Source organism: Paenibacillus shenyangensis (genome assembly GCF_000346635.1).
GTDB classification, from domain to species: domain Bacteria; phylum Bacillota; class Bacilli; order Paenibacillales; family Paenibacillaceae; genus Saccharibacillus; species Saccharibacillus dauci.
In genome coordinates, this window is record NZ_AOIG01000031.1 from 1 (window position 1) to 20,857 (window position 20,857).

At 45.8% G+C, this 20,857-nt stretch carries 18 protein-coding genes; 17 read left to right on the forward strand and 1 reads right to left on the reverse strand.

Annotated elements, in window-relative coordinates:
- Positions 1-485: 485 nt before the first annotated feature.
- The 5 genes from H065_RS0122315 (at position 486) to H065_RS0122335 (ending at position 6,752) form a co-directional block, all read left to right on the forward strand.
- On the forward strand, positions 486-2,249 hold the full coding sequence (locus H065_RS0122315) for a sensor histidine kinase (protein ID WP_017815323.1): 1,764 nt from the start codon (positions 486-488) through the stop codon (positions 2,247-2,249).
- Positions 2,250-2,547: 298 nt separating this feature from the next.
- Positions 2,548-3,321 (forward strand): response regulator transcription factor, encoded by a 774-nt coding sequence (locus H065_RS0122320; RefSeq protein WP_017815324.1) that lies wholly within the window; start codon positions 2,548-2,550, stop codon positions 3,319-3,321.
- 125 nt (positions 3,322-3,446) lie between these two features.
- A complete protein-coding gene (locus H065_RS0122325) occupies positions 3,447-4,790 on the forward strand; it encodes an extracellular solute-binding protein (protein ID WP_036630621.1) in 1,344 nt (447 codons plus the stop codon).
- A 175-nt stretch (positions 4,791-4,965) separates the two neighbouring features.
- On the forward strand, positions 4,966-5,844 hold the full coding sequence (locus tag H065_RS0122330; RefSeq protein ID WP_017815326.1) for a carbohydrate ABC transporter permease: 879 nt from the start codon (positions 4,966-4,968) through the stop codon (positions 5,842-5,844).
- A gap of 17 nt (positions 5,845-5,861) precedes the next feature.
- Entirely contained in the window at positions 5,862-6,752 is an 891-nt protein-coding gene (locus H065_RS0122335) for a carbohydrate ABC transporter permease (protein WP_017815327.1), read from the forward strand.
- Between the two features lie 127 nt (positions 6,753-6,879).
- Here the strand turns inward: H065_RS0122335 and serS are convergent, their stop codons facing one another.
- Positions 6,880-8,175, reverse strand: coding sequence for a serine--tRNA ligase (gene serS, locus H065_RS0122340; protein WP_017815328.1), 1,296 nt, complete (start codon positions 8,173-8,175; stop codon positions 6,880-6,882).
- A 420-nt stretch (positions 8,176-8,595) separates the two neighbouring features.
- Between serS and H065_RS0122345 the strand changes: the two genes are divergently transcribed.
- The 12 genes from H065_RS0122345 to ispF all read left to right on the forward strand — a co-directional run bounded on the left by H065_RS0122345 (position 8,596) and on the right by ispF (position 20,837).
- Positions 8,596-8,991, forward strand: a complete 396-nt coding sequence (locus tag H065_RS0122345; RefSeq protein WP_017815329.1) for a hypothetical protein — start codon at positions 8,596-8,598, stop codon at positions 8,989-8,991.
- A 68-nt stretch (positions 8,992-9,059) separates the two neighbouring features.
- Positions 9,060-9,977: a metallophosphoesterase family protein gene (locus H065_RS0122350; RefSeq protein WP_017815330.1), complete on the forward strand. Its 918-nt coding sequence runs from the start codon at positions 9,060-9,062 to the stop codon at positions 9,975-9,977.
- Positions 9,978-10,302: 325 nt separating this feature from the next.
- Complete coding sequence (locus tag H065_RS0122355; RefSeq protein ID WP_017815331.1) at positions 10,303-10,761, forward strand: CtsR family transcriptional regulator; 459 nt, start codon at positions 10,303-10,305, stop codon at positions 10,759-10,761.
- Positions 10,762-10,785: 24 nt separating this feature from the next.
- Entirely contained in the window at positions 10,786-11,310 is a 525-nt protein-coding gene (gene mcsA / locus H065_RS0122360; protein WP_017815332.1) for a protein-arginine kinase activator protein McsA, read from the forward strand.
- Between the two features lie 13 nt (positions 11,311-11,323).
- Entirely contained in the window at positions 11,324-12,397 is a 1,074-nt protein-coding gene (mcsB, locus tag H065_RS0122365; protein WP_017815333.1) for a protein arginine kinase, read from the forward strand.
- 19 nt (positions 12,398-12,416) lie between these two features.
- Positions 12,417-14,888, forward strand: a complete 2,472-nt coding sequence (gene clpC / locus H065_RS0122370) for an ATP-dependent protease ATP-binding subunit ClpC (RefSeq protein WP_017815334.1) — start codon at positions 12,417-12,419, stop codon at positions 14,886-14,888.
- Positions 14,889-15,097: 209 nt separating this feature from the next.
- Positions 15,098-16,468: a DNA repair protein RadA gene (gene radA, locus H065_RS0122375; RefSeq protein WP_026136395.1), complete on the forward strand. Its 1,371-nt coding sequence runs from the start codon at positions 15,098-15,100 to the stop codon at positions 16,466-16,468.
- Positions 16,469-16,480: 12 nt separating this feature from the next.
- The gene (gene disA / locus H065_RS0122380) at positions 16,481-17,557 is read left to right on the forward strand and encodes a DNA integrity scanning diadenylate cyclase DisA (protein ID WP_017815336.1); all 1,077 of its coding nucleotides are present in this window, start codon (positions 16,481-16,483) and stop codon (positions 17,555-17,557) included.
- Between the two features lie 55 nt (positions 17,558-17,612).
- Positions 17,613-18,338, forward strand: a complete 726-nt coding sequence (gene pssA / locus H065_RS0122385) for a CDP-diacylglycerol--serine O-phosphatidyltransferase (RefSeq protein ID WP_017815337.1) — start codon at positions 17,613-17,615, stop codon at positions 18,336-18,338.
- 112 nt (positions 18,339-18,450) lie between these two features.
- The gene (locus H065_RS26625; protein WP_017815338.1) at positions 18,451-19,488 is read left to right on the forward strand and encodes a PIN/TRAM domain-containing protein; all 1,038 of its coding nucleotides are present in this window, start codon (positions 18,451-18,453) and stop codon (positions 19,486-19,488) included.
- A 177-nt stretch (positions 19,489-19,665) separates the two neighbouring features.
- Positions 19,666-20,364: a 2-C-methyl-D-erythritol 4-phosphate cytidylyltransferase gene (gene ispD / locus H065_RS0122395; protein WP_017815339.1), complete on the forward strand. Its 699-nt coding sequence runs from the start codon at positions 19,666-19,668 to the stop codon at positions 20,362-20,364.
- Positions 20,361-20,837 (forward strand): 2-C-methyl-D-erythritol 2,4-cyclodiphosphate synthase, encoded by a 477-nt coding sequence (gene ispF, locus H065_RS0122400; RefSeq protein WP_017815340.1) that lies wholly within the window; start codon positions 20,361-20,363, stop codon positions 20,835-20,837. The genes ispD and ispF overlap by 4 nt, the downstream gene beginning before the upstream one ends.
- The last annotated feature ends 20 nt before the right edge of the window (positions 20,838-20,857 follow it).

Sequence of the window (20,857 nt, forward strand, 5' to 3'; positions counted from 1 at the left end):
CCACTGGATAGCGTCTTTTTTGTATGTTTTTATACTTTAGTACTTGATCAATAGATCTTTTTTCATGATTAGACACTCTCTTAGCGGAATTCAGGCCTTTAAAGTGTTCATTATGATTTTTTGTTTTAAAACAGATTATTTCTAAATTTGTTCATGTATGAGAATGAGTATTCTTACTTAATATGCTTATTTTCTTATAGGAGTTATTTTATAATATCCGTCTTTCTGTTATTCTTACCTTTAATTGTATATATCTGCCTACATAGTTTTTATTTTTTGTATCTGATTCTTTTGGATCTGAAAGGCCTTTTGTAGTTGAATGGTTTTAGTACGTCTTTCATCTTGGTTGTTTCTATTTATAGTGTCTCATCATAGTACAGACTTTTGTGTGCTCGTTGTGCCACTTTATATTTCTCTTTCTGTTTTGCTAGTAACACAGATGAGAAAGTATCTATAAATTATAGATAAAAGAAAGAGGGAGTGGGATGCTGTCTTTATTAAGAAGATGGAATACGCTGCGTAATCAGGTATTGTTTGTTTTTCTGTTTGTTATGGTGATTGTACTATGTATTGTGAGTGTGATGACATTTCGTCCGATCTCTTCCATGCTGCAGGATCATACCGAGCATCAGATACAGCAAGTGGCGGTAGAAGCTAATGGACGCTTTGAGTCTTTATACGAGCAAATTAATATGGTATCGAAGCTGGTAACTACCAATCAGAATGTACAAAATGTACTGCTGCGCAAGTATTACAACAAGCCGGTGTCTTTTAACGAACGTCAGGAATTAAAAGGAATTGTAAACACAATTCAAGCCAATTCGGATGGTATTTCTTCCTTTGAATTATATACGACTGAGCTTGAGCGGGTACTGCCTCTGGATGATGCGAGTCTATCGGGAAGATTAAACAAGGAGTGGATTGCCAAGGCAGATGAAGCACGTGGGCGTCTTGTATGGATTGGCAATGATCCGACAGACCGGAACTATTTTTTGGCCATTCGGCGTGTTAACTTGATGGATCATCATTACAGTACGGGCGGATATGTACTTGTAAGCATGTATCGTTATTATTTTCAGTTTACCAATCCACAGCCTGCTCAGGAGACCGATCAATATTCTATTCTTCTGGGGCAGAAGATGGAAATGATCAGTTCCAACTATAATGGGCCGCTAGCGAATATTATTCATCATCCCCAGCAAATGCCTATCGTAAATCTGGAAGATCAACAGTATATTATGGCAAGACAGCATTCGTCTGTAACAAACTGGACAGTTTTGATTCTTACTCCTGTAAGCGCTCTCTATAGAAGTATTGATGTGCTGCGTACAGGGATTTTGTATGCAGGAATAATAGGAATTATTATTTTCTTCATTTGCTCTTATTTACTATCGACTATTATTACCAAACCGATTCTGCGACTTACGCGTACTATGCAGCAGGCGATTGAAGGTCCTTTGACTGTTAATCCGGAAATTCATGCTGTTAATGAAATTAATGAGCTGAATAGCACTTACAATCAGCTGGTAAAAGAGACCAATCATTTGATCCAAATGGTCTACGAAAAGGAGATTACTCGTAGCCGCAGTGAACTCAAAGCGCTGCAGGCACAAATCAATCCTCATTTCCTGTTCAACGCGCTGGATGCGCTCCGCTGGTCACTGGAAGATCGTAATCAGGAGGAGCTGGCCGAACATGTAATAGCCATGTCCAATTTATTTCGTTATACGATCAGTCGACAGGATAAGGACGAATGGGTCATACTGCAACAGGAAATTCGCCATATTCATAACTATATGGAAATTATGCAAATGCGCTTTGGGGAACGACTGCATTATCGGATCGATATGTCTGATGAAGTATCCCGGGTACGAATCCCGCGTCTGCTGATTCAGCCGTTGGTAGAAAACGCGATATTACATGGAGCCGGCAATAAAAAAAGAGACTGCACTGTAAGTATGCGGGTTTATCCGGATAGTCATAATACACTACTGCATATAGTTGTGCAGGATGATGGCCCAGGAATGGATACCAAGACGCTGGAGCATATTCAACAGGCTATGCGCTCAGGAGGAATTGTTCATTCAGCAGATGCAGATGAGGGAGAAGGTAGTGGAATAGCCTTGTCCAATGTATATCAGCGGTTGAGACTGTACTTTCCTGATCAAACCGATCCATTGCGGATCGAAAGTAGACTGTATGAGGGAACATGTATTTCTTTTGCAATCCCGATAGAGAATGGAGATTAATAGATATATATTAGAGGCCAATAGATGCAAACCAGGGGAATACATGTAGCGCGCAAGTTAATAGATACAGACTAGAGAAATAGATATAGATCACAAGTTAATAAAGGCATACCAGAGAAAGAGATATAACCACAAGTTGATAGATGCATATCAGAGAAATAGATGCATACCATAACAATAAATAGAAACCGGATAAATACGGATCGGAATGCGTAGATGAAGAGTACTGACTAGTAGATGTATACCAGAGACCACAAAAGAATAATCGGCTAGAAAGTATGAACAGGAGGCAAAGCGTATGTATGCCAAAACAATTCTGATTGTCGATGATGAACCGCGTACACGGCAGGGAATGAAAAAGATTCTGGATCAATGGTGCGATGGAAGCTGCCGGATTATGATAGCAGCGGATGGCGAAGAAGCCATTGACGTAATGAAAAAACAGCATGTTCATGTGCTGCTGACTGATATTCGAATGCCGGAGATGAATGGATTAACCATGCTGCGTAGCATCCGGGAGCATGGATTGTCACCTGTTGTTATTTTGATCTCGGCGTACTCGGAGTTCGGTTATGCGCAGGAGGCGATCCGGCTTGGCGTGGTGAATTACCTGCTCAAACCTATCAGCAAAACCGATCTGACTGCTGCTGTAGAGGTTGCACTACAGGTGGAAGAGAAACAGACACGGGCATTTATCGTCGAGAAAGTAGTGGATAATCGATTGGTTCAGGTGAATGAGCAGAGTCAGACAGCTACAGAACGAATACGATCTGCCCTGCACTATATTGATACTCATCTGGAAGAGGAACTTACACTAAAGGAACTGGCCGAGCATATCCATCTTAATCCCAGCTATTTAAGTGTACTGTTCAAGGAACAGGTTCATCTGACCTTTAGCGAGTATGTGACCCGTCAGCGTATTCAGCGTGCCAAAGAATTACTCATTTCAACCAGTCTGCCAGTTGGAGATATCGCCGAGCAATCAGGATATCGTACCGCCAAATATTTTATAAAAATCTTCAAAGAAATCGAAGGCATTACTCCAAGCAGCTATCGCAAATCGATCCACTAAATACGATCATAATCTTTATCCATACCAAACCTCCAATAAAAAGAGAATTTTTACCAATCACTGTTGCCTTATACCTGCCAGAGTCAGCTGTTAGACTTGAGCTATAGTCACACGGCTATAAACATATGGAGGAGGTAGTTTCATTGAACAAAAAGAAAGCGCTTCCTATTATAGTGGTTTTGGTAGTTATGCTGTCTTTGGCTCTCTCGGGCTGCACGTCGCCGGATAATAGTGCAAGTAGGAGTCAGGGTGCCAGCAATGGACAAACGGTAATTAAATTTATGCATTTGTGGCCGGAAGGCAGTTCCAATGCCCAATACACTATTGTTAATAAGATCATACAGGATTATGAAAAACAGCATCCCGATATCAAAATACAGACTGAAATTCTCGGCAATGACCAGTATCGCGAAAAGTTGAAAGTATTAGCTTCTTCCAATGAACTGCCGGATGTAGGCATGACCTGGTCGGATGGGTTTCTCAAGCCTTATGTCGAAGGTCAGTTATTCACACCGCTGGACGATGTTATTGATGCCAATCTGAAAGATAATTTCATTCCGGGTGTCAAAGAATCCTATGCGATTGATGGCAAAACCTATGGTATGCCGCTGGAACTGAATATCTCCTATATTTTCTACAATAAAGAGTTATTCAAAAAGTATAATCTGCAGGTACCCAAAACCTACAGCGAATTCAAAAATATCGTCAAAACGCTGAACGATAATGGTGTAATTCCTGCAGCAGTAGGCAATAAAGAAGGGTGGCCGGGTTCTTTCTGGTTTATGTATCTGGCTGATCGTATCGGCGGTCCTACTTTGCTAACCGATGTGATTCATGGCAAACGGAGCTTTGATGATCCAGCTATTGTAAAAGCGGCCGAAGAAGTGCAAAGTCTGGTCGATATGAATACATTTGAGAAAGGAAATAGCGGTTTGTCCAACGATGAAGCCAAAGGATATTTTATGAACGAACAGGCAGCTATGTTTTTAACGGCTACCTGGGAGCTGCCAAATTATACTACCAGCCCGGATGTTCCACAGGCCTTCAAGGACAAGATCGGTTATTTCAAATTCCCTCTGTATGAAGGCGGTAAAGGAACAGATATCAACAGCTATGTTGGTGGACCCGGTGTAGGATTGTTCGTTGCAGAGAATTCCGAAGTGAAAGAGCAGGCCAAAGACTTTGCTGCATTCCTGGTAAAGGAGTGGGGAGACAAATCAGTGACCGATGCAGGTGTTATTCCTGCAACCAAAGTGGACACTGCCGGCAAAAAGCTGGACCCTATGTATGTAGAGATTCTCAAAGATCTGAGTAGTGCCTCCAATGTGACTACGTACTTTGATACCCAGGCCAGTCCTAATGTGGCCGAGCTGCATCATGATCTAATTGCTGCCCTGTTTGGCAAGCAAATTACACCACAGCAGTTTGTTCAGCAGACAGCCGCTGCCCTGGCAGAAGAAAGTAATTAATTCGGTTTGGGAATGGAAGGCATGCCAATCATTAGTAGGTTGCCTTTGTCCGACATTATTGCTTTGGTCGAAAGGGATCAGGAAGCTGAGTCCTGCTGCACTTGTCTGGCATTTGTGATTTGTGAATGGAAGAGTATCTCGATGCTCTTCCTTCTGTCAAAAAGGAGGAAAGATTATGAAAGCAGTTATGTCCAATAAAAGTGCGATTGCGCTGTATGTATGGCCGGCGCTGCTGCTGATTCTGATTATCATCTATATTCCGCTGGTGCTTACGGGCTACTATGGCATGATGGACTGGAAAGGCTTTGCCCCGATGAAGTTTATTGGTCTGGATAATTATAACAAGCTAATCCATGATTCGATGTTCTGGAAAAGCACATATCATTCCGTGTTACTGGGCATCTGTTCTACTTTCAGTCTGCTGATCTATCTGGCGGTATCCATGGTACTGGCCAGCCGGATCAAGGGTGCCAATCTGTTTCGCAAAATTTATCTGATTCCGATGTTGCTGTCCTCTGTAGCCATTGCCCAGCTATGGTCCAAGATCTATGATCCGTCCAATGGTATGCTCAATCATCTACTGACCAGTATCGGGATACAAAATCCGCCGCTCTGGTTATCCGACCCGAATATTGTACTGTTTGCGATCTTTGTTCCAATTGTATGGCAGTATGCCGGTTTTTATATCATTATCTATTATGCCGCTCTCAAAAATGTATCGGAAGAAGTGATAGAAGCAGCAACGATCGATGGAGCCACCCCATGGCAGGTAGCGAGTCGTATCAAATTGCCGCTGATTTCTCCGGTATTCAAGGTGACCATTATACTGGCGCTTGTTGGCTCACTCAAGTATTTTGACCTGATCTTTGTGATGACTGGTGGAGGGCCGAATCATGCAAGCGAAGTGATGGCTTCTTATATGTATGGTGAAGCTTTCAGCAAGTACAATTTTGGCTATGGCAGTGCTGTGGGCTTTGCCCTCTTGCTGATCTGTCTGCTTATGACCTGGCTGATCCGCAAGCTGACCACATCAGGCGAAGATGTCCAATACTGAGGGAGTGGATGAACATAATGAATGAATTTGCTGCACATAAACGATCTGGAACTATCTCCGATACCAGAGTAAAAGCATCATTTGGGAGTCGCCTTGGTTTTGGTGTACTTTATCTGATTCTCGGGATATTGGCTGTAATCCAGATTTATCCGCTATTTTGGCTGTTTTTATTTTCGCTGAAAACGAATCAGGAAGTTTTCGGTATGTCACCGTTCGCATTTCCTCAGCACCCACAGTGGGCTAATTATCCAAAGGTATGGAGTCAGGGACATATTAATCTATACTTCTTCAACAGTGTCTGGTACACAGTGGTAGCTGTTTTGCTGACGATTATACTTGCCAGTTTTGTGACGTTTGCGATTACCAGAATGAACTGGAAGCTGAGCCGATTTGTACTGGGACTTTTTATTGTAGGATTGATGATCCCGCTGCATTCTACATTGATTCCTCTATTTAATTTTTTTAAGCATGTGCATCTGATCAATAATCCGCTTTCGGTTATTTTATCGTATACGGCTTTTAACTTACCGGTTACGATTATGATTTTACTAGGATTCTATCAGGCGATTCCGCGTGAAATTGAAGAAGCAGGTGTTATGGATGGCTGTTCGGTACACCGGATTTTTTTGCGCATCGTATTACCGCTGACTACACCGGTTCTGGCGACGACTGCTATTATCAATATGATTTACAATTGGAATGAGTTTGTATTTGTAAATACCTTTATCAGCTCCGATCGCTGGAAAACACTGACTGTAGGTGTTAATAATTTTGTTGGGCAATATCTGACAGACTGGGGAGCGATCGGCGCTACACTGATGATTAGCATTCTTCCTATTCTGATCGCATTCCTGCTGCTAAGCAACCGGATTGTCGAAGGATTGGCTGCCGGTTCGGTCAAAGGGTGATATTTTAGTTTGTAGACTATTGCAGATAGACATATTTAAAAGGAGCTTTCCTGATGGAGGAAGCTCCTTTTAAACGTGCATCAGGACTCACTATATACCGGTACAAAGCAAACTATTCAGTTTATGTTCAGTTAAACGTTACAGATGGGGCAGCCAACAGCTCCATCCCATTCATATAAGGACGCAAAGCAGCAGGAATGTAAATACTGCCGTCTTCCTGCTGATGATTCTCCAGCAGTGGAATCAGGATACGCGGCGATGCTACAGCTGTATTATTCAGCGTATGACAGAAACGCAGCTCTCCATTTTCTGTGCGATAGCGTATATTGGCACGTCGTGCCTGAAAATCATGCAGATTCGACGAAGAATGAGTCTCGCCATAAGCCTCGCGTCCTGGCATCCAGGTCTCAATATCGTACTGCTTATAGGTTTTCTGCGACATATCGCCAATACAGACAGCAACAACCTGATAAGGAAGCTCAAGTAGATGCAGAAGTTCTTCTGCATTGCCCGTGATCTCCTGCAAAATATGTTCCGATACCTCGGGATCGGCTTCACAGAGGACAACCTGCTCGACTTTGGCAAATTGATGTACCCGATACAGTCCACGTACATCCCTACCAGCCGAGCCGACTTCACTACGGAAGCTTTGCGAAGCCGCCGCCAGCCGAATAGGACCTTCTGCCAGATCAATAACCTCATTTTGATAATACGATACCAGTGCTACCTCGGAAGTACCGGTGAGCCAGCGATCTTCCTGGTCGATCCGGAAAGTCTGATCGATTCCAAGCGGGAAAAAGGCAGTATGGTACATTGCTGCACCGCGAACCATCATGGGTACTTCGAGCGGAGTGTATCCTTTGCCCAGCAGCAGATCAAATGCCAGCTGCTGAACAGCGCGATGCAGCAGTACACCGTTCCCTTTTAAATAATAATGGCGACTGCCGCTGACCTTGACGCCACGTGCTGTATCGATCATTCCATGCAGCTCTCCAAGCTCGATATGATCCCTGGCAGCAAAGTCAAATGCAGGGGGTGTACCGATCTGCCGCAGCAATACATTATCTGCGTCCGATTGCCCTTCTGGTGTATCCGGCGATACGATATTGGGTACAATCGCCATAAGTGCGTTATATTTCTCGAGTATTTGTTCGGCTTGCTGCTCCAGTGTGTTCAACTGAAGGTTAATATTTCGAACCTGCTGCTTCGTCTCTTCGGCTGTAGCAGGAGAAGTATGGATCTGTTCACTGATCTGACGTGTTAATACATTGCGCTGCTGTCTTAGCTGCTCTATCTCCTGCAGATTCTGGCTGCGCACTTGATGCTGCTGTACCAGCTCTGCAATCGATAGTGCAATATGCTTTTTGTTGGCAATTTCCTGAAGGGTATCGGCGTGTTGTCGAATGTACTGAATATCCAGCATGGGTGGTTCGCTCCTTTTCAAATAGGCAATGTTGTCACTGCCAGTTATTCTGAAAAAACACAAAGAACGCTCCTCATCAACTTGGGACGAGGAGCGTTCTGCTCGCGGTGCCACCCAATTTAATCGAAGTACTATGACTCCGATCCACTCAGGTTCCGTGATAACGGGCGGATACCGTTTAACTTAGGGTAACAGCTGCTATTTTACGTATAGCTTGTGCTGTTCCTTGACGAGAACGCCTCCAGGTTGGATTCCTTTCAGTGGCCGTTTCGTGATATGTATTTGTGCTAGTGTACTTGATCGGATACAATACGTCAAGCTGCCAGTCGCTTGCCGGTTTATCCTTGGATTCCATGCCGTCTTCTGTTGCGGTATGATCAAGTTATACGGAATAACTCTAGATGATAGGAGGGTTCTTTTGTGAGTATCAAAGATTCGAACATTACTTATCTGCTGTATCATCATGATAGACCGCGTAATGATCCTGGCTACTTTTTTGGCACGGCACGGCCGGGGGATGATGACTACAGCAATGAAGAGCTGCTATTTGTTTACTTTACGGATTTTGCCGAATTGGTTCCGATTATTGAAAAGCAGTATCCATTAACCGATCCGAAAACCGGGGAAGTCTACGACAGCTTTGATCATTGTTGGGATAATGCCATTGCTGCACCGGTCTGGCAGCATATTTTGCAGGAAATGGATCAATTCCCGGCAGCAAATGAAGATCATCGTGCTTTTGTTGATTTGTTCACCGATTGGATACGGACTCAGCTTCAGCATGCGGATGAGATTGTTGTAGAGGGTACTTTATAAAGAAGCAAGTCAAGCAGCAAATACAGAAACGATGAAGCAAGCACAACATCCTGGAAAGAGGTACTCATATGCTGGAAATAGTACATATCCATAATGAACCTGTAGAAGTATTTACGTATATTACAGCAGCTCAAGGCAGTCAGGGGATAGAGTACAAGCAGTTGCCTGTATACAGCGGTACTATAAAAGGTCTTCCCGAGACGATCGATGCCATTATTATTGCATCTGATTTGCAGGGAGTGACCCCACATAATCGATCTCTTCTCAAAGGAGAAGCAAATAGTCCAGAAGATGAAAATCTTATAGCCAAGCTGCATTCAAAAACAGAGGATACGCAGCATTATATGCAATCCTATCGTCTACTTGGCGAAGATTTGGCCGAAAGCCTGGAGTTGCTGCTGCAGATTGAATGGCCTGATATCCAGCAGGAAAAAGTATTGACGTTGTTATGTGGAGATCTGTACGCCGATCCACTGCAACGAGGTGCCAGTGGAAGCCCATTATCCGTCTGGGAAGCTTTTCGGCAAAAATTTCGGTATATGACGGCAGTGTCAGGCAACCACGATATTTTTACGGATGAGGATATGCAATGCTTGAATACTTGCCCTGAAGCAGTCTGGATGCTGAAGCCGCAACTGCTGGATATTGCCAATATTCATATTGCCGGATTGGGCGGTATAATCGGTAGAACGGACAAGCCCAATCGAATGGCAGCACCGGAATTCCTGAAGCATATGGCTCATTTGCTAAAGAAAACACCGGATATTATGCTGATGCATCAGGGGCCGGATGATCCTGTTCATAACCGCCCTGGAGCTCCAGCCGTACGATTGGAATTGGAACAGCATGATCCCGTATTACTCTGCTGTGGACACGTGGGATGGCAGACTCATGATCATCAGGAGCATTATGCCACCCTACCCAATGGAACCCAGATACTGAATACCGATGGCAAAGTATTTGTTTTTACTTCCACCCCAAAATAACGATTTCTGTAACCGTTCCGTATGAGCTTAAACACTCAAAAACAAAACAAACTTCTCCTGTCTGCTATTGGCAAAACGGGATTTTATGGTATAATATTATAAAGTCAAAGAAAGTCAAAGTCAGCGAGCAAATGCAGTAATATATTTGCCTGTAGAATGGATGTGATCCTGCAAAGTGACGATCTGTTTCGATCTGTATAATAGATTGTTACGAACGTTCGTTTCTGACCATGAAATTTATGGTTAAGTGATATTTATGTAGACTTTGATATTATCATTGGCGAATTCATGTTTGCAGGTTTAACTATACATGGAGGAGGATACAATGCGTAATATCTCCGACATTATCGAACAATATTTAAAACGGATACTTCAGGAAGGTGAAGGAGCGATAGAGATTCAGCGCAACGATCTGGCTGATCAGTTCTCGTGTGTGCCTTCACAGATCAATTATGTTATCAGCACCCGCTTTACTCTTGAAAAAGGATACCTCGTTGAAAGTAAGCGGGGAGGCGGGGGCTATATCCGCATACGGCGTATCGAACTGCCTGCTCATTCGACGATCCATACTCATATTCACGAAAGTATCGGTCAGAATATGAGTCAGGTGGCAGCAGAAGGACTTATTTATCAGTTGCTGGAAGCAAGGCTTATTTCCAAGCGTGAAGCCGAGCTGATGCGTTCTGTCGTATGCCGGGACGTTATTTCATTGAATCTTCCCTACCGGGATGAAGTCCGTGCCAGGATGATGAAGGCCATGTTGATTTCATTGCTTGGCTCCTGATATCTGGCAAAGGGGGTAATTGTGATGGTCTGTCAGGAATGTCAAAAGAGACCGGCTACTCTTCATTTTACCAAAATCGTAAATGGGGAAAAAACGGAATTTCATATTTGCGAACATTGTGCCCGTGAAAAAGGCGAACTGATTCCGGGTACATCCGGCGGCTTTTCGATTCATAATCTGCTGTCGGGATTGATGGACTTTGATTCCAGCAACAAAGGTCAGGTTGCCGGACCTCCTGTGCAGGAATTACAATGTCCGGAATGCGGCATGACCTATACCCAATTTCGCAAACTGGGACGGTTTGGCTGTAGTTCCTGTTACAAGACATTTGATGCCAAACTGGACCCACTGCTTAAAAGGGTGCATGGCAGTACCGCTCATACTGGTAAACTGCCTGGTCGCGCCGGTGTTCAGATCAAAATCAGACAGCAGATGCACGAGCTCAAGCAGCAGCTTCAGCAGAGCATCGCTGATGAGGAATTTGAACAGGCTGCAGAGCTGAGAGATCAGATCCGTGGACTGGAAAAGCAGATTTCACAGGAGTCGTAAGGAGGAATGCCGTATGCCCAATCTCCGTTTTACCGAGAAGCCTTTGAGTGAGTGGATGAAAGAAGGCGGAGAGCATTCGGATGTTGTAATCAGCAGCAGAGTACGTATTGCACGTAATCTGGTTCATTACCCTTTTCCTATCGTTGCTTCAGCCGAGCAGGCAGAAGCCGTGCAGGGACAGCTGATCGAAGCGCTGGGGAGTGAATCGGTACAGAGCATAGGTACCTTTGAACCGATCATATTGAGTGAACTGGATGATGTGGATAAGGAAGTGCTGATGGAGAAACACCTGATCAGTCCGAGCCTTATTAATGAATCCAGAGCAGGAGCAGTGCTGCTGGCCGAGGATGAGTCGGTAAGCATTATGCTTAATGAAGAGGATCATCTGCGGATTCAGTGTCTGTATCCGGGGTTTCAGCTTCAGGAGGCATGGGAGCGCGCATCCGGTATTGACGATGCTTTTGAAAAGGCCGTTAATTATGCATTCGATGATCATCGAGGCTATATGACCAGTTGTCCTACCAATATGGGTACCGGACTGCGGGCTTCGGTAATGCTTCATCTGCCGGCGCTGGCGATCATGAACCAGGTGGGACGCATTTTGTCGGCGGTCTCGCAGGTTGGACTTGCAGTACGAGGTTTGTATGGTGAAGGCAGCGAAGCAATCGGTAATATTTTTCAGATTTCCAACCAGATTACTCTGGGATTATCGGAAGAGGAAATTATCGATAATCTGCGCAGCGTAGTGCTACAGATCATTGAGTATGAGCAGCATGCTCGCAATCGTCTGCTGACCGAATCTCGTCTGCGCATAACGGACCGGATTATGCGTTCTTATGGAATTCTGTGTTATGCCACTATGATGGATTCCAAGGAAGCATTTCAGCGTATCTCCGATGTGCGACTGGGCGTGGATCTTGGATTGATCGACAAGACGACGGTTACGCAGATGAACGAGTTAATGATTATGACACAATCGGGTTTCCTTCAGAAAACCTTCGGTGTTAAAATGGGATCAGGAGAACGCGATATGTACCGGGCGCAGCTGATCCGCGATAAATTGGGTAATGTACACGTAGAAGACTAAACCGTGGAGGTGCTTGAATATGATGTTTGGTAGATTTACGGAGCGAGCTCAAAAAGTTCTGGCTTTGGCTCAGGAAGAAGCAGTTCGTCTCGGTCACAACAACATCGGTACAGAGCATATTTTGCTTGGATTGATTCGTGAAGGTGAAGGCATCGCAGCCAAAGCGCTGATCGGTCTGGGTCTTGGACTTGAAAAAATTCAGGATGAAGTCGAATCTCTGATTGGTAGAGGACAGGAACAGCCTACAAATATTGCATATACTCCGCGTGCCAAAAAAGTGATTGAGCTGTCCATGGATGAAGCACGCAAGCTTGGTCATACTTACGTGGGTACAGAGCACATTCTGCTCGGTCTGATCCGTGAAGGTGAAGGTGTAGCAGCAAGAGTGCTGAACAATCTGGGTATTAGCCTGAACAAGGCACGCCAACAGGTATTGCAGCTGCTGGGCAGTAATGAAGCGGTATCCAGCCATCACGGTACTCCTGCTAATGTAAGTACGCCTACACTGGATAGTCTGGCACGCGATCTGACGGCTATTGCCAAAGATAGCAACCTGGATCCGGTTATTGGCCGCAGCAAGGAGATCGAACGCGTGATTCAGGTATTGAGCCGTCGTACCAAAAATAACCCGGTACTGATCGGTGAACCGGGTGTTGGTAAAACAGCCATTGCCGAAGGTCTCGCTCAGAAAATTATCAACAACGAGATTCCGGAGACTCTCCGTGACAAGCGTGTTATGACGCTGGATATGGGTTCTGTCGTAGCCGGAACCAAATATCGTGGTGAGTTTGAGGATCGTCTCAAAAAAATCATGGACGAAATTCGTCAAGCGGGTAATATCGTACTGTTCATTGATGAGTTGCACACATTGATCGGTGCAGGTGGAGCGGAAGGTGCAATTGATGCATCGAATATCCTGAAGCCTTCTCTGGCACGTGGTGAACTGCAATGTATCGGTGCGACTACACTGGATGAATATCGTAAATATATCGAGAAAGATGCGGCTCTGGAACGTCGTTTCCAACCAATCACCGTTGATCAGCCATCTCCGGATGAAGCTGTACAGATCCTGATGGGTCTGCGTGATCGTTATGAAGCCCATCATCGTGTGAAAATTACGGATGAAGCGATTGAGCAGGCTGTTAAATTGTCTGACCGTTATATTACGGATCGTTTCCTGCCGGATAAAGCGATTGACCTGATTGATGAAGCAGGTTCCAAAGTAAGACTGAACTCTTACACAATCCCGCCTAATCTGAAGCAACTGGAAAGTCGTCTGGAAGATATCCGCAAGGAAAAAGACGCCGCTGTACAAAGTCAGGAATTCGAGAAAGCGGCTGCTCTGCGTGATACCGAGCAAAAAATCCGTGAAGAACTCGATACAACCAAGAACCAATGGAAAGAAAAGCAAGGTCGTACGGATTCCGAGGTTACTCCTGAAGATATCGCAGATATCGTTGCCAACTGGACAGGCATTCCGGTAACCAAGCTCAAAGAAGAGGAAACCGATCGTCTGCTCAATATGGAAAGCTTGCTGCACCAGCGCGTAATCGGTCAGGATGAAGCTGTCGTTGCTGTCAGCCGTGCAATCCGCCGTGCCCGTGCGGGTCTGAAAGATCCAAAACGTCCGATGGGTTCCTTTATCTTCCTCGGTCCTACAGGGGTTGGTAAAACCGAGCTCGCCCGTGCATTGGCCGAGTCCATGTTCGGTGATGAAAATGCCATTATCCGGATTGATATGTCCGAATACATGGAGAAACATTCGACTTCCCGTCTGGTCGGAGCGCCTCCAGGATATGTGGGTTATGAGGAAGGCGGTCAGCTGACCGAAAAAGTCCGCCGCAAACCATACTCTGTAGTCCTGCTGGATGAAATTGAGAAAGCTCACCCAGAAGTATTCAACATCCTGCTGCAGGTACTGGAAGATGGTCGTCTGACCGATTCCAAAGGCCGTGTAGTCGATTTCCGGAATACACTGATTATCCTGACTTCTAACGTCGGCGCAGATGCAATCCGCCGGAACAGTACGCTTGGTTTTACAGCAACTGTAGATTCGGGTGCAGAGTATACGAACATGAAAGGTAAAGTGACAGATGAACTGAAACGTCACTTCCGCCCAGAGTTCCTGAACCGTATTGATGATGTGATCGTATTCCACTCTCTGGAAGAAAAACACATCGCCGAGATCGTAACCCTGATGTCCGAGGAACTGCGCAAGCGTCTGCGTGAGTATGCGGTAGACTTTACCCTTACTGCCAGCGCCAAAGCGTTCCTTGCCAAAGAAGGATTCGATCCTGCGTATGGTGCACGTCCACTTCGTCGTGCGATCCAGAAGCATATCGAGGATCGTCTGTCCGAAGAACTGCTGACAGGCAGCGTGACCAAAGGGGATACCCTGCTGATCGACGAGAAAGACGGTGCGCTGACAGTAGATAAGGTTGATCCTGCTACCCAGGCAGACAGCGTCTCTGCCAACGAAGCAAATCTGTAATTAAGGTCTCCTCTATTTCTGCAAAGGATAGAAGAATACCTATAGATATCGTGTATAAATAAAGGTTGATTCCAAAGGCAAAATCGCCCGCGGAATCAACCTTTTTAATGTTATAATAGAATAGAATGTAAAATTCAAAACATTGTATTACGATAAAAAGATATTAGATGTTAACTGTTCGGTTAACGTATATATAGAAAGGGACGTCCATGGCAAAAGTGAAAACAAAGTTTTTCTGTACGGATTGTGGATATGAATCTCCCAAATGGTATGGTAAGTGCCCAGGATGCCAGGCCTGGAATACCATGATCGAGGAAAAGGAAAGCACAGCGGTCAAAACGCAGGGCATGAATTCCTCCCTGTTCCAGACCAAGCAAAAGCCACAGGCAATTACAGAGATTGAAGCAGGCAAGGAGCCGCGTATCCAAACCGGGATTCAGGAGCTGAACCGCGTTCTGGGCGGAGGGGTAGTGCCTGGCTCGCTGGTACTTGTCGGTGGTGATCCGGGTATCGGTAAATCGACGCTGCTGCTGCAGACGTCGCATGCACTGACAAAGGCTGGACTGCGTGTACTGTATATTTCCGGAGAGGAATCTGTTCGACAGACCAAACTGCGTGCAGAGCGGCTGGATGCGCTGTCTGATGAGCTTTTTGTACTGTGTGAAAGTAATATGGATCTGATCGAGGAAGCAATTGACAATTTGAATCCTAATTTTTTGGTTATTGACTCTATACAGACGGTATATCAGCCGGAAGTGACAAGTGCACCGGGTAGTGTGTCCCAGGTACGCGAATGTACGTCACGATTTATGCGTGTAGCGAAAATTCGGGGCATAGCTACCGTACTGGTTGGTCATGTGACCAAGGAAGGTGCGATTGCCGGTCCGCGGATGCTGGAGCATATGGTAGACTGCGTATTGTACTTTGAAGGAGAGCGTCATCATACGTACCGGATTCTGCGGGCGGTGAAGAACCGTTTTGGTTCGACGAACGAGATGGGAATTTTTGAAATGCATGAAGAAGGATTAACGGAAGTGTCCAATCCTTCGGAATTGTTCCTGTCCGAACGTGCCATGGGAGCAGCCGGTTCGACGGTTGTCGCCAGTATGGAGGGTACACGTCCAATGCTCGTTGAACTGCAGGCGCTGGTAGCAGCGACGCATTTCCCGTCCCCACGGCGGATGGGTACCGGTGTAGATAATAACCGTCTGTCTTTGATTATTGCCGTACTCGAAAAACGTATGGGCATGTTCCTGCAAAATCAGGATGCGTACTTGAATGTGGCAGGGGGCGTCAAACTGGATGAGCCGGCTGTCGATCTGGCAATTGCAGTCAGTCTGGCTTCCAGTTTCCGGGATGCACCTACCAAGCCGGATGATGTAATTTTTGGAGAAATCGGTCTGACCGGTGAGGTGCGCGCTGTGTCCAGAGCAGAACAGCGGGTCAAGGAAGCGGCCAAGCTGGGATTCAAGCGTGTCATTTTGCCAGAGAAAAGTCTCAAGGGATGGAAGCATCCCAAGGATATTCAATTAATCGGTGTAAATACGGTAGCGGAAGCATTAAAGGCTGCGTTGGATTAGGGGGAACAGTAGATGAAGGAAATCAGTCAAGCAGAGAAAATCAATCGCCTGCTGAAAATGGTAGCGCCAGGCACAGCATTCCGGGATGGACTCGAAAATGTATTGCGGGCCAAAACGGGCGGTCTTATTGTGGTTGGCTCAACTCCCCAGCTAATGGAAGTAGTAGATGGCGGCTTTTCCATCGATTGCGAATTTTCTCCCAACTATTTGTATGAGTTGGCCAAAATGGATGGCGCCATTATTCTAAGTGGTGATCTGAAGCGGATTCTCTATGCGAATACGCAGCTGATCCCGGATTCTTCCATCTCCTCGATTGAGACGGGGATTCGCCACCGTACGGCAGAACGGGTAGCCAAGCAGACCGGAGAACTCGTTATTTCGATCTCGCAGCGTCGTAATATTATTACGCTGTACAAAGGGAATTTGCGTTATGCGCTCAAAGAGATCGGTGTTATCCTGACCAAAGCCAATCAGGCGATCCAGACGCTGGAACGTTATCAGGCCGTATTGAGCCAGGCACTGACCAACCTGACGGCTTCCGAATTCGAACAGATGGTTACGATCTCCGAGGTGGCAGGTGTGATTCAGCGAGTAGAGATGGTACTGCGCATTCAAACCGAGATTAGCCGCTATATTACGGAACTTGGCGCGGAAGGCCGCCTTATTTCCATGCAGATGGAAGAAATGGTCGGTAATACGGAGGAAGAATTCCGATTGCTGCTCAAAGACTACGGACGCGATTGCAGTGAAGACAAGTTGAATGAAATTGTAAACAACCTTAAGCGGATTACCGATAATGAACTCATGGATGTCACGCAAATTGTCAAAATGCTGGGTTATCCTGTGGCGATTGCCCAGTCGGAAGAAGTGGTGCATGCCCGCGGATATCGTGTATTGAACAAAATTCCGAGACTGCCTAATGTGATTATCCACAATTTGGTCGAGCGTTTTGAAGCCCTGCATCAAGTAATAGGTGCCAGTATTCAAGAGCTGGATGAAGTGGATGGCATTGGTGAAGTACGGGCAAGAACGATTCGTGCAGGTCTGGAACGCATTCAGGAACAAGTATTTATTGACAGACAAATCTAAAAGCGTTAGAATCGTAAAGTTAATTGGTTAATATATCCATCTTTGAGGTGACAAAATGATAACAAAATCAATTCCAAACCTGTGTACGCTGTTTAACCTGGGACTTGGAATGGTGGCTATTTTACTGTCGTTGAATGATAACTATAGTCTGGCAGCGATCATGGTAATTGTAGCAATGTTAATGGACGGTCTGGATGGTCGTATGGCCAGAGCGCTTAATGCCCAGAGTGAACTGGGAAAAGAACTCGATTCGCTGTCTGATCTGGTATCGTTTGGTGTAGCGCCTATTATTATCATGTACAGTATTTCCTTTTATGATATTAATCCGGTGCTCGCTGTCGTAGCTTCGTTGATTTTCCCAATGTGCGGCGCAGTGCGTCTGGCACGATTCAATGTAAAAGCAGGAGTGCCCGGATACTTCACCGGTCTGCCGATTCCGGCAGCAGGCGGCGTACTGGCAACTTTATCCTTATTCCATAACGAAGTCTCTACGCCTTATATGGTGATCAGCACATTAATATTGTCTTACCTGATGGTAAGCCGTGTGAAATACCCCAACTTCAAAAAAGTGGGTATCCCGCGCAAAGCATTATGGCTGGCTCCATTCGTTGTTATCGTGGCGGTTGTTATCGCCATCATGTTCCCGGATCAAGTATCCAAACTGATTTTTGTGCCGCTGGCACTGTATGCATTGTATGGTTTCCAACAAAATATACGCCAGCTGACCCGACGTCGTAAGCATCAGGACGAAGACAACTCTTCCAAAGAATCTCTTCGTTAAGATGCTGGCATGATATGATGAATAAAGAAGCATTTATTTCTCTAGCGTAACAGAGAATAAATGCTTTTTTTTATGTCCAAATAGTTGGAATGAATGCAAAGGAGACAGGTATATGCTGGAGCAATGGAGAGAATGGAATAACGGCTGGCTGCAAGGCGAAGGACAACCGGCAAAAATGGTGTTGGATGGAATTGTAATACTGGTTATCGCTTTTTTGCTCGTATGGATCTGCCGTAGTCTGCTGATACGTTGGCAGCAGAGCTGCAAGAACAGAAGAGAGCCGCTATCTGTCCAGCAAATAATGATTATGACAGCGGGAATGTTGGCAGGATGGGTAACAGGAGCAGTAGGAGCTCTCATCTTCTCATGGTGGGGGCAGGGATACGAGATGATAAGATCGCTGCTTATGCTGGCATTTGGTTACGCTGGACTGCGTATGAGCTATATATACGCTACCGAAATCGCAGGCTGGCCAGGTCAGAAAATGAATTCCGATTCTCCGCTTCCTGCATCCGAAGAACGGCATGAAGAACCACGATCCCTCAAAGTAGTCTCTTCCAAAATAATGGACACCAATATTATTATCGATGGGAGAATTGAGTATATTATTCAGGCAGGCTTTTTGGAAGGGAAATTGCTAATACCGGATTTTGTACTGCATGAGCTGCAGATGCTTGCCGATTCTGCCGATCTGTTGCGTCGTCAGCGGGGAAAACGTGGACTGGATCTGTTAAACAGGCTCCGTCAGCTGGATCAGGAACAGTTGGATATTTTATATACTGAACTTCCGGAAGCCATGAGTACCGATGATAAACTGGTTCAATTGGTACGAAGCCACCAAGCGGTACTGCTGACCAATGATACCAATTTACAGAAAATCAGTGAGCTGCATCAGATTCGGGTTTTGAATGTCAATCACCTGGCTTCGATGTTGAAGCAGCAGCTTATCGCCGGACAGCTGCTTGTTGTCTCGGTTACCAAGGCTGGTAAAGAGCAGGGCCAGGGAATTGCTTATCTGGATGATGGTACCATGATTGTAGTGGAGCAAGGGCGTGAATATATGGGACGGGCTATAGAAGTCATGGTCACCAGTGCACTGCAGACAGCCAATGGCAAAATGGTATTTGCCAAACCTCATATCTCCGATTGAAGATTGAAAATGAAAGGATGCCGATATCTTTCTGCTTTTGCCCAGAATCGGGTAGAGACAATAGCGATCATCTAATAGGTTGTGCTGTAGATGCAGCGGGTATATTATTAAGGAATGGGATTTGAGACGTCCTGGAAGCATTCAGGATGGCGGACTGGAAAGATGAGGATGGGGATTATGACGAATAAGGCGGGTGTAATCGTCGTGGCAGCGGGCAAAGGTTCACGCATGGGCACGACAGAGAGCAAGCAGTATCTGAAACTTCAGGATAAGCCGATCATCATACATACGCTGGAGGTTTTTGAACGTTCATCTATGGTGAATGAGATCGTTATGGTTACAGGAGCAGAGGATGTGGAACGCTGCAGGGACTGGGTCAGACAATATGGTTTGGCCAAGGTTATTCATGTGGCAGCCGGCGGTCATGATCGTCAGGAGTCTGTTTTGAACGGCCTGCAGCATCTGACCACAGAGTGGGTTATGGTACATGATGGAGTCCGTCCTTTTGTTACCGAAGATCATATTCGGCAATGTTATGAAGTAGCAGTTGAAGTAGGCGCCTCTGTGCTGGCTGTTCCGGTTAAGGACACGATCAAGCAGGTCAATTCGGACAAGCAAATTATCGGGACGCCGGATCGCAGCAGTCTGTGGGCGATCCAGACACCGCAGACCTTCCGGCGCAGCGATTTGTTGGACGCTCATCGGCAGGCTGAGCAGCAGGGTTTCCGCGGGACTGATGATGCCATGCTGGTAGAGCGTCTGGGAATGATGGTAGCTGTCGTGGAAGGCAGTTACACGAATGTGAAGATCACGACCCCGGATGATCTGGATTATGCTGCTTATTTATTGGAACGCAAAGGAGAGAGACACATATGATTCGCATAGGTCAGGGATTTGATGTACACCAACTGGTAGAGGGACGGCCATGTATTATCGGTGGCGTGACTATTCCTTATGATAAAGGGTTGCTCGGGCATTCGGATGCGGATGTACTGCTGCATACGATTACCGATGCTATTCTGGGCGCACTTGCCATGGGGGATATCGGCAAGCATTTTCCCGATACCGATCCGGAATTCAAAGATGCCGATAGCCTCAAGCTGCTGCTGCATATCTGGAAAATGATCCGCGAACGCGGTTATCGTCTGGGTAATGTAGATGCTACCATCATTGCCCAGAAGCCAAAGATGGCCCCTTATATTCCGCAAATGGTAGAAGTTATTGCCAAAGCACTGGATGCGGAAATTGACCAGGTTAACGTCAAGGCTACAACAACCGAGCAGCTGGGATTCACCGGTCGTGGTGAGGGTATCGCTGCACAGGCTGTTGTATGTCTGATCAAAGAGTAATCAAGTTTAAGGAGGAAATT

Bases quoted from the DNA above. Each gene is read 5' to 3' on its own strand.
- pssA (WP_017815337.1), top strand. From the start codon at position 17,613: ATGATAACAAAATCAATTCCAAACCTGTGTACGCTGTTTAACCTGGGA.
- mcsA (WP_017815332.1), top strand. From the start codon at position 10,786: ATGGTCTGTCAGGAATGTCAAAAGAGACCGGCTACTCTTCATTTTACC.
- mcsB (WP_017815333.1), top strand. From the start codon at position 11,324: ATGCCCAATCTCCGTTTTACCGAGAAGCCTTTGAGTGAGTGGATGAAA.
- radA (WP_026136395.1), top strand. From the start codon at position 15,098: ATGGCAAAAGTGAAAACAAAGTTTTTCTGTACGGATTGTGGATATGAA.
- H065_RS0122335 (WP_017815327.1), top strand. From the start codon at position 5,862: ATGAATGAATTTGCTGCACATAAACGATCTGGAACTATCTCCGATACC.
- ispD (WP_017815339.1), top strand. From the start codon at position 19,666: ATGACGAATAAGGCGGGTGTAATCGTCGTGGCAGCGGGCAAAGGTTCA.
- clpC (WP_017815334.1), top strand. From the start codon at position 12,417: ATGATGTTTGGTAGATTTACGGAGCGAGCTCAAAAAGTTCTGGCTTTG.
- disA (WP_017815336.1), top strand. From the start codon at position 16,481: ATGAAGGAAATCAGTCAAGCAGAGAAAATCAATCGCCTGCTGAAAATG.
- serS (WP_017815328.1), bottom strand. From the start codon at position 8,175: ATGCTGGATATTCAGTACATTCGACAACACGCCGATACCCTTCAGGAA.
- H065_RS0122320 (WP_017815324.1), top strand. From the start codon at position 2,548: ATGTATGCCAAAACAATTCTGATTGTCGATGATGAACCGCGTACACGG.
- H065_RS0122350 (WP_017815330.1), top strand. From the start codon at position 9,060: ATGCTGGAAATAGTACATATCCATAATGAACCTGTAGAAGTATTTACG.
- H065_RS0122355 (WP_017815331.1), top strand. From the start codon at position 10,303: ATGCGTAATATCTCCGACATTATCGAACAATATTTAAAACGGATACTT.
- H065_RS26625 (WP_017815338.1), top strand. From the start codon at position 18,451: ATGCTGGAGCAATGGAGAGAATGGAATAACGGCTGGCTGCAAGGCGAA.
- H065_RS0122325 (WP_036630621.1), top strand. From the start codon at position 3,447: ATGGAGGAGGTAGTTTCATTGAACAAAAAGAAAGCGCTTCCTATTATA.
- ispF (WP_017815340.1), top strand. From the start codon at position 20,361: ATGATTCGCATAGGTCAGGGATTTGATGTACACCAACTGGTAGAGGGA.
- H065_RS0122315 (WP_017815323.1), top strand. From the start codon at position 486: ATGCTGTCTTTATTAAGAAGATGGAATACGCTGCGTAATCAGGTATTG.
- H065_RS0122330 (WP_017815326.1), top strand. From the start codon at position 4,966: ATGAAAGCAGTTATGTCCAATAAAAGTGCGATTGCGCTGTATGTATGG.